This is a genomic window from Bradyrhizobium huanghuaihaiense, from assembly GCF_007830635.1.
In the GTDB taxonomy this organism is placed as follows: Bacteria; Pseudomonadota; Alphaproteobacteria; order Rhizobiales; family Xanthobacteraceae; genus Bradyrhizobium; species Bradyrhizobium huanghuaihaiense.
The window spans coordinates 20,366-34,362 of record NZ_VLLA01000037.1 but is presented as its reverse complement, the minus strand read 5'-3'; the positions used below and the strand labels follow the sequence as shown (position 1 = coordinate 34,362).

The following is a 13,997-nucleotide window of genomic DNA, read 5'->3' as shown; positions in this document are numbered from 1 at the left end:
GGTGATGCGTATCCTGCTTTGCGTACTTCTGCTGATCGCCTCACCGCTGCACGCCGCCGAGCGACTCAATGTGGTCGCCAGCTTCTCGATTCTCGGCGATTTCGTTCGCAATGTCGGTGGCGACCGCATCAACCTGACGACGCTGGTCGGGCCCGACAGCGACGTCCACGTCTACACGCCGGCCCCAAGCGACGCGAAGCGGGTCGCGGAGGCGAAGCTCGTCATCGTCAACGGACTCGGGCTGGAGGGCTGGCTGCCGCGCCTCGTACAGTCCGCAGGCAGCAAGGCGCAAGTGGTCACCGCGAGCGCCGGCATCGCGCCCCTCAAGCTCGGCTCGGCCGCTGATCCCCATGCCTGGCAGTCGGTCCCCAATGCCAAGGTCTACGTGACCGACATCGCCAATGCATTGGCTGCCGCCGTCCCGGATGATTCGGAGTTCTTCCGCGCCCAGGCCAAGGCCTATCTGGAAAAGCTCGAAACGCTGGACCGCGAGGTCCGCGAGACCGTGGCCAAAATTCCGCCGGAGCGGCGCAAGGTGATCTCCACCCACGACGCCTTCGGTTATTTCGCCGCCGAATACGGGATCCAGTTCATCGCCCCCCTGGGCGTCTCCACGGAGACCGAGCCCAGCGGGCGGGACATTGCGGCCATCATCGGCCAGATCAGGGCCCAAAAAATCCCCGCCGTGTTCCTGGAAAATATCAGCGATGACCGCCTGATCCGCCGGATCGCCGCCGAGACCGGCGCAAAGGTCGGCGGGACCTTGATTTCGGACGGTTTGACCGGCGAAAAGGGGCCTGCACCCACTTACATTGACATGGTCAGGCACAATATAAAGGCCCTGACCAGCGCGCTTGACCATTAGGGCAGGGGCCACCCGCCTCGCGTCGCGCGAAAAAGCCTTAAAGTCCGGAGTTGTTATGTCTGAAGCGACCTCTCAGAAAATTCCCGTGACCGTCCTGACCGGCTATCTCGGCGCCGGCAAGACCACGCTTTTGAACCGCATTTTGTCGGAGAACCACGGCAAGAAATACGCCGTCATCGTCAACGAATTCGGCGAGATCGGCATCGACAACGACCTCATCATCGGCGCCGATGAGGAAGTGTTCGAGATGAACAATGGCTGCATCTGCTGCACCGTGCGCGGCGACCTCGTCCGCATCATGGACGGCTTGATGAAGCGCAAGGGCAAGTTCGACGCCATCATCGTCGAGACCACCGGCCTTGCCGATCCCGCGCCCGTCGCCCAGACCTTCTTCGTCGACGAGGACGTGCAGAAGAACGCCCGGCTCGACGCGGTCGTCACCGTCGCCGACGCCAAATGGCTGTCCGACCGCCTGAAGGACGCGCCCGAGGCCAAGAACCAGATCGCCTTTGCCGACGTCATCGTCCTGAACAAGACCGATCTCGTGACCAAGCCCGAGCTTGCCGAGGTCGAGGCCCGCATCCGCGGTATCAATCCGTATGCGAAGCTGCATCGCACCGAGCGCTGCTCGGTGGCGCTGGCCGACGTGCTCGACCGCGGCGCCTTCGACCTCGACCGCATCCTCGACATCGAGCCGGATTTCCTCGAGGCCGACGATCATGACCACGACCATGATCATCACCATCATCACGGCCACGACCATCACCACCATGATCACGGTCACGGCCTGAAGCACTATCACGACGAGGACATGCAGTCGCTGTCGCTCAAGACCGACAAGCCGCTCGATCCCAACATGTTCATGCCCTGGCTGCAGAACCTGGTGCAGGTCGAGGGTGGCAAGATCCTGCGCTCCAAGGGCATCCTCGCCTTCCACGACGACGATGACCGCTACGTCTTCCAGGGCGTCCATATGATGCTGGAGGGCAACCACCAGCGGAAATGGAAGGAGGGCGAGCCGCGCGAGAGCCGCCTCGTCTTTATCGGCCGCGAACTGCCCGAGGAGGCGATCCGCAAGGGCTTCGAGAGCTGCATCGTCTCGTGATGAAAGAGTTTTCGCCGCCCCCCGATTCCGCCTCGATCGTCTCCGTTACCGACCGCGTCAAGCCGGTCGCGCTCGGCATGGCCGTGACCTCAGTGCATTTCCTCGGGCCCCGCGCCGCCTTCGTCGGCGGCGAGGAGAACGTCAAGTTCGTCGATGGCGAGGGTGAGGTCACCACGGTCGCCGTGCACAGCGGCGGCATTCTCTCGACCGCTTCCGACGGCAAGCGGATCGTGATGGGCGGCGACGACGGCAAGGTGGTCTCGCTCGATGCCAAGGGCGAGGTGACGCTGCTCGCCACCGACCCGAAACGGCGCTGGATCGACGCGGTGGCGCTGCACGCCGACGGCGCCTTCGCCTGGTCGGCCGGCAAGACGGCGACCGTCAAGAGCGGCAAGACCGAGGAGAAGTCGGTCGAGGTGCCCTCGACCGTCGGCGGGCTTGCGTTTGCGCCGAAGGGCCTGCGGCTCGCGATCGCCCATTACAACGGCGCGACGCTGTGGTTTCCGAACATGGAGGGCTCGGCCGAATTCCTGCCCTGGGCCGGCTCGCATCACGCGGTCGCCTTCAGTCCGGACAATAAATTCCTGGTCACCGCGATGCACGAGCCGGCGCTGCACGGCTGGCGGCTCGCCGACAACAGGCACATGCGCATGACCGGCTATCCCGGCCGTGTCCGCTCGATGTCCTGGAGCGCGGGCGGCAAGGGATTGGCGACCTCAGGCGCCGACACCGTCATCATCTGGCCCTTCGCCAGCAAGGACGGTCCGATGGGCAAGGAGCCCGCGATGCTCGCGCCGCTGCAGGCGCGCGTCTCGGTGGTCGCCTGCCATCCCAAGAACGACATCCTCGCCGCCGGCTACAGCGACGGCACCGTGCTGATGGTGCGGCTGGAAGACGGCGCGGAGATCCTGGTCCGCCGCAACGGCACCCCGCCGGTGGCCGCGATTGCCTGGAACGCCAAGGGCACGCTGCTGGCGTTCGCGGACGAAAATGGGGATGGCGGCCTGCTGGAGCTTTAATCTGTCATCGTTCCCGCCGTAGGGTGGGCAAAGGCGCGCCCTTGCGCCGTGCCCACGATCTTGTTGCTTTGACGGGAGCCGTGGGCACGCTTCGCTTTGCCCACCCTACGGCAGCTCACATTCATGCGCTTTCTCACGACCTTCCAGCTTGCCGATTTCGCCGACACGCTGGTCAGCCTGACCACGGCCTTCGTGCTGGGCACGCTGATCGGCGCCGAGCGGCAATACCGCCAGCGCACCGCCGGCCTGCGCACCAATGTGCTGGTCGCGGTCGGCGCTGCTGCCTTCGTTGATCTCGCCATGCATCTGGATGGCGCCGACGGCGCGGTGCGGGTGATCTCTTATGTCGTCTCCGGCATCGGCTTCCTTGGCGCCGGCGTCATCATGAAGCAGGGCATGGACGTCCGCGGGCTCAATACGGCGGCTACGCTGTGGGCCTCGGCCGCGGTCGGCTCCTGCGCCGGCGCCGACATGGTCGCGCAGGCCGCCGCGCTGACCGTCTTCGTCATCGCCGGCAACACCATGCTGCGCCCGCTGGTCAACGCCATCAACCGCATCCCGCTGAACGAGAAGGCGCTGGAGGCGACCTATTACTTCAAGCTGGCCGTTGCCACCGACGCCTTACCCGACATGCGCGATCGTCTGGTCGACAAGCTCGAGGCCGCGAAATATCCGGTCGCGGATGTCGAGGTCGCCGAGATCGGCGAGGACAATCTGGAGATCGTCGCAAAGCTGGTCGCGACCGCGGTCGACCCGAACGAGCTGAACGCGGTGGCGACCGATCTGCAGCATCTGCCGGGCGTGCGTCACGCTACCTGGGAAGTCAGCACGACGGAGTGAGGGTCGACGGGTAGGCCTTTGGGCTGTTCGTGGGAGCGTGCAGGCGCCAGTTGCAACAACCATTAGTTTTGGTAACTGTCACCCATGATCATGCGGATAGTACTTTGGCTATTGGTTCTCATGACCATTCCGGCTCGGGCCGATAGGGTTGGCTACAGCGGAATCGTCGACCTCTCGGCTGAAGCAGGCACGCTTCGCGCGGAGCATCATCACGCTTGGGGTGGAGCGAGCCAGAATGCACGATGGAAGATGATCTCTTCGTCGAGAGATCCTTTCACCGCGGACAATGATTATTCCTATTTGCGCCTGCGTGACACAACGACGGGGACCGAATTGTTTCGCCGTCCCGTGCCGGCGCTGACGTACATCTGGATTTCGCCCGATCTAAAATATGTGGTCGGGCTTTCCCACGTGATGCTTTGGAATCCGTACCAGCTCGTTGTCTTTTCCAAGTCAGGTGATCGCTTGCTTGAGCGAAATATGGTTGGCACGCCGGGGGCCAAGCGGAGCGTGACGAACTGGATTTATTGGTACAAGGAACCCGTACCGAAGATCACCATCGTGGAAAATGGAGCGACTGCCACCCTCTCGGTCGAGGACGAGTCTGGTCTTCCTCGCGAATTTCAGTTCCCGGCAGCCCGCTAGCCAGCGGAACCGGCGCGCCCCAGTTTCGTTGATCCCGCGGACAAAGGCGGTGATCGACATGCCCGGCCCAGATGACAAGCGCAGATTGAAGCTCGACCTGACAATTGCCGGTTTGCTGTTCGCAGCGGGCGTCGTGGTGTCGGTGATGTCGCTGGCGCAAATTCGCGCCGAAAGCCGGATGGAGCTGACGCAGGCGACGCAGCCGCTCCAGGGCACGCCATCCGACGAACAGAGTAAGACGCCCGCGGAGTCCAAGCCCGGCGGCGACCGACCGACCACGCCGGCCCCCGAGCCGGCGCGCCCCGAGCCGCAGACGCAGGGCGCGGCGACCAAGCCGGCGCTGCCGCCGGCACCGGCCGAGAAGATCGCGCCGCCGATTGAGAAGAAGTAGTTTTCGCCGTCATTCCGGGGCGCGCGCAGCGCGAGCCCGGAATCCATTTTTCTGCTGACTCTGCCGCCCGATGGATTCCGGGCTCGACGCTCCGCGTCGCCCCGGAATGACAAGCGCCTCACCGCACCAGAATATTCCGGAACTGCCAGGGATCGCTGGTGTCGATATCCTCCGGGAACAGTCCCGGACGATCCGTCAGCGGCGTCCAGTCGGTGTAGAAACCCTTCACCGGGCCGAGATACGGCAGCTGGATTTCCAGCAGGCGATCGAAGTCCATCTCGTCGGCCTCGACGATGCCCTCGTTCGGGTTTTCCAGCGCCCACACCATGCCGCCGAGCACGGCGGAGGTCACCTGCAGGCCGGTGGCGTTCTGGTAGGGCGCGAGCGCGCGGGTCTCCTCGATGGAGAGCTGCGAGCCGTACCAATAGGCGTTGTTGTCGTGGCCGAACAGCAGCACGCCGAGCTCGTCGATGCCGTCGACGATCTCGTTCTCGTCGAGGATGTGGTGCTTCTCCTGCATCTTCGCGGCGCGGCCGAACATTTCGTGCAGCGACAGCACGGCATCGTCGGCCGGGTGGTAAGCATAATGGCAGGTCGGCCGGTAGACCGCCTTGCCCGATGCGTCACGCACCGTGAAGTAATCGGAGATCGAGATCGACTCGTTGTGGGTGACGAGGAAGCCGTACTGCGCGCCGCGGGTCGGGCACCAGGTGCGCACGCGCGTGTTGGCGCCGGGCTGCATCAGGTAGATGGCGGCGCCGCAGCCGGCCTCGTGGGTGCGCGCGTTCTCGGGCATCCATTTCTCGTGGGTGCCCCAGCCGAGCTCGGACGGCTGCACGCCTTCCGACAGAAAACCTTCCACCGACCAGGTGTTGACGAAGACGTCGGGCTCTTTCGGCTTCTTCGAGCGCTGGGTGTCGCGCTCGGCGATGTGGATGCCCTTGATGCCGGCCTGCCGCATCAGATCCGCCCATTCGGCCTTGGTCTTCGGACGGGGGGCATTGAGCTTCAGGTCGGCGGCGACGTTGAGCAGCGCCTGCTTGACGAAGAACGAGACCATGCCGGGATTGGCGCCGCAGCAGGAGACGGCCGTGGTCGAGCCCGCCGGGCGCGCCTTCTTGGCGGCCAGCGTCACTTCGCGCAGCGCGTAGTTGGAGCGCGCTTCCGGGCCCTTCGACGCATCGAAATAGAAGCCGAGCCAGGGCTCGTTGACGGTGTCGATGTAGAGAGCGCCGAGCTCGTTGCAGAGCTCCATGATGTCGGTCGAGCCGGTGTCGACCGACAGATTGACGCAAAAGCCCTGGCCGCCGCCTTCGGTGAGCAGCGGGGTCAGCAGCTCGCGGTAATTGTCTTTCGTCACGGCCTTCTGGATGAAGCGCACATTCTGCTTCTCGCAATGCGCCTTGCGGCCCTCGTCCTTGGGATCGATCACGGTGACGCGCGACTTGTCGTAATCGAGATGCCGCTCGATCATCGGCAGCGTGCCTTTGCCGATGGAGCCGAAGCCGACCATGACGATGGGACCGGTGATCTTCGCGTAGATCTGCGAGGGAGGGCTCATGGAATAGTTTCTCCGGAACGTGCTGGCAGACAATGGTGAGGGGTGGATCAGGCGCTGCGGCGCTTGGCGGTGACTTCGATCTCGACCTTCATCTCGGGCTTGGCGAGAGCGGTGACGACCAGCAACGTCGCAGCCGGCCTGATGTCGCCGAGGACTTCGCCGCAGACGGCGAAGTGGGCATCGATGTAGCTGGCGTCGGTGACGTAGTAGGTCGCACGGACGATATCGGCCATTTCGAATCCGCCCTCCTTCAGGGCGGCTTCGATGGTCTTGAAGCAGTTGCGTGACTGGCTCGTGACATCGGCCGGCATCGTCATCGTGGTGTAGTCATAGCCGGTGGTTCCCGCGACGAAGGCGAACTCGCCGTCGATCACGGCGCGGCTGTAGCCGACGGTCTTCTCGAGCGGGGAGCCGGTGGAAATCAGGCGACGGGACATGGTCATGGGCCTCGACTGAAGGGGTGTTTCGCGGGGTTAAAGGGCGTTTCCGGCGCCTGCGCAACCCCCAAGGAACGGGCTTGGCGCAGGCGCGGCCGGGCGTTGCCGCTCGATGCGGCTTCGGTCGTCGCTATGAGAGCGATCCGTTAGGCCGCGTGCGCCTGGAGGGGACGAACCGACCTCCGTTTGGACAGGGCTGGGCCGGTCGGGACGATCATCCCCTCGGCGCCGTCCAGCGCGCCCGTCTGGAATTCGATCGCCAGCAGGCGGTCGCGCTCGAACGGGCCGGGCAGCATCAGGGCGCCGGTCTTCTCGGCCGCGAAGCCGAAGCGGGCGTAATAGGGGGCATCGCCGAGCAGGATCACGGCCTCATGCCCGCGCGCCCGGGCGGCGGCCAGCGCTTGATGCATCAGCGCGGCGCCGATCCCGAGCTCGCGGCAGGCAGGGTCGACCGCCAGCGGTCCGAGGACCAGAGCGGGCCTGCCTCCGGCGCTGACATGCCACAGCCGCACGGTTCCCACGAGCTTGCCCTCGCGCATCGCCGACAGGGCAAGGCCTGTGGCGGGCGCGCGTCCGTCGCGCAGGCGCTGGCAGGTGCGGTCATGGCGGTTCTCGCCAAAGCAGGCATCCAGCAGCGCTTCACGGGCGGCGACGTCGACAGCACGTTCCGCACGGATCGCGAACGGAGCGGCTTTCGAGGTGAGGGCGACTTGTGGCTTCCGAAAAGCAGTCATGGCGCGTCAGTCCCCGCTTGAACCGACGTGCGTTCAGCACGCCTGTCCAAGACGTCGTCAGAAAATCGAGATGTCAGGGAGGAGCCGGCAAGCCGGCTCCCGGGTTCGTCAGGCCTCAGACAGAGAGGCGGATCAGATATGATACGTCTTCAGCGGCGGAATGCCGTTGAACGCCACCGACGAGTAGGTCGACGTATAGGCCCCGGTGCCTTCGATCAGCACCTTGTCGCCGATCTCGAGTGTGACGGGGAGCGGATACGGGCTCTTCTCGTACAGCACGTCGGCGCTGTCGCAGGTCGGACCTGCGAGCACGCACGGCGTCATGTCCGCGCCGTCGTGACGGGTGCGGATGGCGTAACGGATCGACTCGTCCATCGTCTCGGCGAGACCGCCGAACTTGCCGATGTCGAGATAGACCCAGCGCACCTCGTCCTCGTCGCTCTTCTTCGAGATCAGCACGACCTCGGATTCGATGACGCCGGCATTGCCCACCATGCCGCGGCCCGGCTCGATGATGGTCTCCGGAATCTGGTTGCCGAAGTGCTTGCGCAGCGCACGGAAGATCGAGCGGCCGTAGGTCACGACCGGCGGCACGTCCTTCAGATACTTGGTCGGGAAGCCGCCGCCCATGTTGACCATGGAGAGGTTGATGCCGCGCTCGGCGCAGTCGCGGAACACCTGCGAGGCCATCGCCAGCGCACGGTCCCACGCCTTCACCTTGCGCTGCTGCGAGCCGACATGGAAGGAGATGCCGCACGGCTCGAGGCCCAGGCGCTTGGCGACGTCGAGCACCTCGACGGCCATTTCCGGGTCGCAGCCGAACTTGCGCGACAGCGGCCATTCGGCGCCGGCGCAGTCGTAGAGGATGCGGCAGAACACCTTCGCGCCGGGAGCGGCACGGGCGACCTTCTCGACCTCGGGGACGCAATCCACCGCGAACAGCCGGATGCCGAGCGCGAAGGCGCGCGCGATGTCGCGCTCCTTCTTGATCGTGTTGCCGAAGGAGATGCGGTCGGGCGTCGCGCCTGCGGCCAGCGCCATCTCGATCTCGGCGACGGTCGCGGTGTCGAAGCAGGAGCCCATGGAGGCCAGCAGGGCCAGCACTTCCGGCGCCGGGTTCGCCTTGACGGCGTAGAACACGCGGCTGTCGGGCAGCGCCTTGGCGAAGCTCTGGTAATTGTCGCGCACGACCTCGAGGTCGACGACGAGGCACGGCTCGGTGTCGAGACCTTCCTTGCGGCGGTTGCGCAGGAATTCCTGGATTCGTTCGGTCATGGCACTCTCCAACGGTCCCAGCGACGGGATCCGCATCAACGTGACGTCTGATGAGAGTGCTTCGGCCACATCGCGCGATGGAGGCGCGCTGAGGCCAAAAAACTCAAACCAGACTGTGCTGCCGTGGATTGGTTGGGAGAGATTCCCGCCCGCACACCTGGCAATGAAGGACAAGCCTTTTCAGTAGCCCGCGCCGGCGTTGGAATGCCGGTAGAGACCAAAAAAGCCCGATCCGTCGTTGCTTTAAGTCGCGTCCCCCGTTGAGAGCGGGGTGCGCCGGTTCGCCTCCGGCTGCCAGTCACGGTTGCAAAGAGCGAAGTCACCTTCGACTAGGCATCTCTTTGAGAGAGATGCTGGACGCTCCGGGTTTGCTTCGGTCGTTCGACTTTTCAGTCCTCGACTTCCGCACTTCCGAAGAGCCCCTCGGCTTCTTCACCCCTTGGCGGCTGTCCGGCCTCTTGTCCGGATACCTACCGACTGACACACGACCACAGGCACGTGCGAAATTGGGCAAGTCCGCACATAAGCGTTTTGACTCTGGTTCGCAAGAATTTTTTTAGGCTGCGGACAGAATTGCCTAACGTCTGCTTGCGCGCTGTTGCGCGAGCGACGCTGAAGATGAACGAGCGTTAAGTTTTCGCTGCGCTGCGCGTGTTGCTCACGCGCGCGAAGCGTCAGCCGCGCTTCGTGAAGGGCTCGACGCGTTGAGCACCGCGGATGAAGGCGGTCATCACGAGCACGCCGAGCGCGAACAGCACGGCCTGCAGGATGTGGGCGCCTTGATCGCCGAGACCGAACAGGATCGCGAGCGCCCAGCCGCCGGCAAAGGCCGCGCCGAACACCTCCGCGCCGATCAGGATGGCGGCGCTGATGACGGTGATGACGCTGGGCCAGACGATCTGGCGGGACGACGAGGAAGGCGCGTTCATGGGGCTCAGGGGTCCTGTCTTCGAGGGCCGCAATCTCCCCGAAAAGGCGCCCGGGAGCAAGGCCAAATGGCTCAAAAAAGCCCCATCGCGTGCTATAGCTGGCCGCAACAATCGAGCCACAAAAATCGGGACTTGCGATGTCAGAACCCCGCCAAACCACGGACTCCGAGATCAATCCGCTGCTGAAGGCCTGGGTGACGCCGTTTGCGACCCCGCCCTTCGACGAGTTCAAGCCGGAGCACTTCCTGCCGGCCTTCGAGCAGGCTTTTGCCGATCACTCCGCCGAGATCGCGGCCATCACCAATGATCCCGCTGCGGCCGACTTCGCCAACACGATCACGGCGCTGGAGCGCTCCGGCAAGCTGCTGAGCAAGGTCGCGGCGGTGTTCTATGACCTCGTCTCGGCGCATTCCAACCCGGCCATCCTGGAGATCGACAAGGAGGTCTCCTTGCGGATGGCGCGGCACTGGAATCCGATCATGATGAACGCCGTGCTGTTTGGTCGCATAGCCCAGCTGCACGAGAACCGCGCCAATCTCGGCCTGTCTCCCGAGCAGCTCCGCCTGCTGGAGCGCACCTACACCCGCTTCCACCGCGCCGGCGCCGGCCTCTCGGAGGAGGCCAAGACCCGGATGGCCGAGATCAACGAGAGGCTGGCCCAGCTCGGCACCGGCTTCAGCCATCATCTGCTCGGCGACGAGCAGGACTGGTTCATGGAGCTCGGGGAGGCCGACCGCCAGGGCCTGCCGGAGAGCTTTGTCGCTGCCGCCAGGGCTGCGGCGGAAGAGCGCGGCATGGCCGGCAAGGCCATCGTCACGCTGTCGCGTTCCTCGGTCGAAACGTTCCTGAAGAGCTCGGCCCGGCGCGACCTGCGCGAGAAGGTCTACAAGGCCTTCATCGCCCGCGGCGACAACGGCAATGCCAACGACAACAACACGACCATCGTCGAGGTCCTGAAGCTGCGCGAGGAGAGCGCCAACCTCCTGGGCTACCCAACCTACGCCGCCTACCGGCTCGAGGATTCCATGGCCAAGACACCGGAGGCGGTGCGGAGCCTTTTGGAGCGGGTCTGGAAGCCGGCCCGCGCCCGGGCGCTCGCCGACCGCGACGAGATGCAGGCGCTGATCACGGAAGAGGGTGGCAATTTCAAGCTCGCCCCCTGGGACTGGCGCTTCTACGCCGAAAAGCTGCGCCTGCAGCGCGCCAATTTCGACGATTCCGCGATCAAGCCATACCTCGCCCTCGACCACATGATCGCCGCTGCCTTCGACTGCGCCACGCGCCTGTTCGGCGTTACCTTCGAGGAGCGCAAGGACGTCCCGGTCTGGCACCCCGACGTTCGGGTCTGGGAGATGAAGGGGCCGGACGGCAAGCACAAGGCGCTGTTCTACGGCGACTACTTCGCCCGGCCGTCGAAGCGCTCCGGCGCCTGGATGACCTCGCTGCGCGACCAGCAGAAGCTCGATGGCGACGTGGCGCCGCTTGTTCTCAACATCTGCAATTTCGCCAAGGGCGCCGACGGCGAGCCTTCGCTGCTGTCGCCCGACGACGCCCGCACCTTGTTCCACGAGTTCGGCCACGGGCTGCACGGCATGCTCTCCAACGTGACCTATCCCTCGCTGTCGGGCACGTCAGTGTTCACCGATTTCGTCGAGCTGCCGTCCCAGCTCTACGAGCACTGGCAGGAGCGGCCCGAGGTGCTCCAGAAATTCGCCCGTCACTACCAGACCGGCGAGCCGCTGCCCGATGACCTGCTCCAGCGCTTCCTGGCCGCGCGAAAATTCAACCAGGGCTTTGCCACGGTCGAGTTCGTCTCCTCGGCGCTGGTCGATCTCGAATTCCACACCCAGCCGGCCGCCGCCGCGCAGGATGTCCGCGCCTTCGAGAAAAAGGAGCTGGAGAAGATCGGCATGCCCGAGGAGATCGCGCTGCGTCACCGTCCCACGCAGTTCGGTCACATCTTTACCGGCGACCACTATGCCGCCGGCTATTACAGCTACATGTGGTCCGAGGTGATGGACGCCGACGCCTTCGGCGCGTTCGAGGAGGCCGGCGACATCTTCGATCCTGCCGTGGCAAAGCGCCTGCATGACGACATCTATTCGAGCGGCGGATCGGTCGATCCGGAAGCTGCCTACGAGGCCTTCCGCGGCCGCCCGCCGGAGCCCGACGCGCTGCTCCGCCGCCGCGGCCTGCTCGACGACGCCAAGGCGGCCTGATGCGCATGCGCCGCCTGTTAGGTCTGCTGCTCGCTGCCGCGATGACGCTCGCGGCGGGTGCGGCGAGCGCGCATCCGCATGTCTGGATCACCGCGACCAGCGAGCTGCTCTATGCCGCCGACGGCAGCATCACCGGCGTCCGCCACGCCTGGACGTTCGACGACATGTTCTCGGCCTATGCGGTGCAGGGGCTCGAGAGCAAGACCAAGGGTGCCTATACGCGCGAGGAGCTCGGGCCGCTGGCGCAGACCAATGTCGAGTCGCTGAAGGAATATGCCTATTTCACCTTCGCAAAAGCCGACGGCAAGAAGGAGCGCTTCAACGAGCCGGTCGACTATTTCCTCGACTACAAGGACACGGTCCTGACCCTGCACTTCACGCTGCCGCTGAAGAACCCGGTCAAGCCCAGGCAGCTGGTGCTCGAAGTGTTCGACCGCTCCTTCTTCATCGACTTCCAGATGGCCAAGGACAACCCGGTCAAGCTGGTCGGAGCGCCCGCGGGTTGCCAGATGAAGCTGGACCGGCCGAGCGACGGCTCGGCCACCGCCCAGAAGCTCAACGAGCAGACCTTCCTGAACGGCGAGAACAGCAATTTCGGCATGATGTTCGCCAACAAGATCACGGTGGATTGCCCTTGAAGCAGCATCTCTCCCCGCTCACCCGCGGGCTGATCGCCTGCGCTGCCGTTCTGCTGGTCATGGTCGCGGCCGATGCCGCGCTTCACGATCTGCTCGCGCAAAACCCCTTTGGCGCGCCGCGCCCCGCGCAGGCGGCCGAACCCGAGGCCGGCGGCCTGATTGGCTGGCTCCTGGCCAAGCAGTCGGAATTCTATCGGCAGATGTCGTCGACCATCCGCGCCGCGAAGTCCGACGGCTCGGCGGTGTGGACGCTGCTGTTCATCTCGTTCGCCTATGGCATCTTCCACGCCGCCGGTCCCGGCCATGGCAAGGCGGTGATCGCCTCCTATCTCGTCGCCAACCGCGAGACCGCGCGGCGCGGCATCGCGCTGTCCTTTGCCTCGGCGCTGATGCAGTCGCTGGTGGCAATCCTGATCGTCGGCATTTCGGCCTGGATCCTGAATGCGACCGCCAAGACCATGTGCAAGGCGGAAGGGATGATCGAGATCGCGAGCTACGCCCTGATCGCGCTGTTCGGCCTGCGCCTCGTCTGGGTCAAGGGTCGCACCTTCCTCCGCGCGCTGCCGGCGGCCCAGCCGGTGCCGGCGACGGCAGGCGTGCCGCATGACCATCATGATCACGGCCATCACCATCATCGCGATGCGCATGACCATCATGAGCAGGATCATCATCACCACGATCATGCCCATGCCCACGACCACGCCCACCACGGGCACGGCCACGTCCATGACGAGCATTGCGGCCATTCCCACGGGCCCACCCCGAGCGAGCTCGCCGGCCCCGGCGGCTGGCGGCGCGGCTTTGCGGCGATCCTCACCGTCGGCATCCGGCCCTGCTCGGGTGCGATCCTGGTGCTGGTGTTTGCGCTCGCCCAGGGCCTGTTCTGGGCCGGCATTGCCGCCACCTTGCTGATGGGGCTCGGCACCGCGATCACGGTCGCGGCCATCGCTGTTATCGCCGTTTCCGCCAAGGACGTCGCCGCGCGCCTCAGCGCAGGCCGCGACGGCGGCGGCGCGCTGTTCGTGCGCGGCATCGAGTTCGGCGCCGCCGCCCTCGTGCTGCTGTTCGGCGCGGGCCTGTTGTTCGGCTACATCGCGGCCGAACGGACGACGTGTTTCTGAGCCCAACTCTCGTGCCCCGGACGCAGCGCAGCGTCCCTTCGACGATGCGCTGCAGAGCCGGGGCCCATCTCTTCCTGCAGGGGCGCGGCCTTCTGGGTCCCGGCTCTGCGGAGCAGCGCAAGAGCGCTGCACCGCGTCCGGGACACGAGAGCCGTGACTTGCCAACTCCCTCCAGTCCGCTATTCAGTTGCTCAAACCAACAAGAACGTCCCGGGGGA

The 13,997-nt window shown here is 65.2% G+C and carries 14 protein-coding genes; 9 read left to right on the top strand and 5 right to left on the bottom strand.

The features are described 5' to 3' along the window. The first annotated feature begins 1 nt into the window (after position 1). From IQ16_RS39735 to IQ16_RS46115, 6 genes are all read left to right on the top strand, one after another. Positions 2-865, top strand: coding sequence for a metal ABC transporter substrate-binding protein (locus IQ16_RS39735; protein ID WP_026312920.1), 864 nt, complete (start codon positions 2-4; stop codon positions 863-865). Positions 866-920: 55 nt separating this feature from the next. Then, positions 921-1,970, top strand: coding sequence for a CobW family GTP-binding protein (locus IQ16_RS39730; protein ID WP_018648557.1), 1,050 nt, complete (start codon positions 921-923; stop codon positions 1,968-1,970). Next, on the top strand, positions 1,970-2,989 hold the full coding sequence (locus IQ16_RS39725) for a WD40 repeat domain-containing protein (protein WP_026312919.1): 1,020 nt from the start codon (positions 1,970-1,972) through the stop codon (positions 2,987-2,989). The genes IQ16_RS39730 and IQ16_RS39725 overlap by 1 nt, the downstream gene beginning before the upstream one ends. A gap of 123 nt (positions 2,990-3,112) precedes the next feature. Next, positions 3,113-3,829, top strand: coding sequence for an MgtC/SapB family protein (locus IQ16_RS39720; protein WP_018648555.1), 717 nt, complete (start codon positions 3,113-3,115; stop codon positions 3,827-3,829). A 120-nt stretch (positions 3,830-3,949) separates the two neighbouring features. Further along, positions 3,950-4,474, top strand: coding sequence for a hypothetical protein (locus IQ16_RS39715; RefSeq protein ID WP_208751665.1), 525 nt, complete (start codon positions 3,950-3,952; stop codon positions 4,472-4,474). A gap of 58 nt (positions 4,475-4,532) precedes the next feature. After that, positions 4,533-4,865 carry a hypothetical protein gene (locus IQ16_RS46115; protein ID WP_026312918.1) on the top strand — a complete coding sequence of 111 codons (333 nt, stop codon included), beginning with the start codon at positions 4,533-4,535 and terminating at the stop codon, positions 4,863-4,865. Positions 4,866-4,983: 118 nt separating this feature from the next. On the opposite strand, the gene IQ16_RS39710 is transcribed toward IQ16_RS46115, so the two are convergent. The 5 genes from IQ16_RS39710 to IQ16_RS39685 form a co-directional block, all read right to left on the bottom strand. Next, entirely contained in the window at positions 4,984-6,426 is a 1,443-nt protein-coding gene (locus tag IQ16_RS39710) for a homospermidine synthase (protein WP_018648552.1), read from the bottom strand. A gap of 47 nt (positions 6,427-6,473) precedes the next feature. Beyond that, positions 6,474-6,863, bottom strand: a complete 390-nt coding sequence (locus IQ16_RS39705) for a RidA family protein (protein ID WP_026312917.1) — start codon at positions 6,861-6,863, stop codon at positions 6,474-6,476. 146 nt (positions 6,864-7,009) lie between these two features. Next, a complete protein-coding gene (locus IQ16_RS39700) occupies positions 7,010-7,597 on the bottom strand; it encodes a GNAT family N-acetyltransferase (protein ID WP_018648550.1) in 588 nt (195 codons plus the stop codon). Between the two features lie 132 nt (positions 7,598-7,729). After that, entirely contained in the window at positions 7,730-8,872 is a 1,143-nt protein-coding gene (locus IQ16_RS39695; RefSeq protein ID WP_018648549.1) for a type III PLP-dependent enzyme, read from the bottom strand. A gap of 674 nt (positions 8,873-9,546) precedes the next feature. Beyond that, positions 9,547-9,801 carry a hypothetical protein gene (locus tag IQ16_RS39685; protein ID WP_018648548.1) on the bottom strand — a complete coding sequence of 85 codons (255 nt, stop codon included), beginning with the start codon at positions 9,799-9,801 and terminating at the stop codon, positions 9,547-9,549. A gap of 137 nt (positions 9,802-9,938) precedes the next feature. On the opposite strand from IQ16_RS39685, the gene IQ16_RS39680 reads away from it, so the two are divergent. From IQ16_RS39680 to IQ16_RS39670, 3 genes are read left to right on the top strand one after another with little or no spacing between them, the layout of a single operon-like run. Next, positions 9,939-12,020 carry a M3 family metallopeptidase gene (locus IQ16_RS39680; protein ID WP_018648547.1) on the top strand — a complete coding sequence of 694 codons (2,082 nt, stop codon included), beginning with the start codon at positions 9,939-9,941 and terminating at the stop codon, positions 12,018-12,020. After that, entirely contained in the window at positions 12,020-12,658 is a 639-nt protein-coding gene (locus tag IQ16_RS39675; protein ID WP_145832146.1) for a DUF1007 family protein, read from the top strand. The genes IQ16_RS39680 and IQ16_RS39675 overlap by 1 nt, the downstream gene beginning before the upstream one ends. Continuing rightward, entirely contained in the window at positions 12,655-13,779 is a 1,125-nt protein-coding gene (locus tag IQ16_RS39670) for a nickel/cobalt transporter (protein WP_018648545.1), read from the top strand. The genes IQ16_RS39675 and IQ16_RS39670 overlap by 4 nt, the downstream gene beginning before the upstream one ends. The last annotated feature ends 218 nt before the right edge of the window (positions 13,780-13,997 follow it).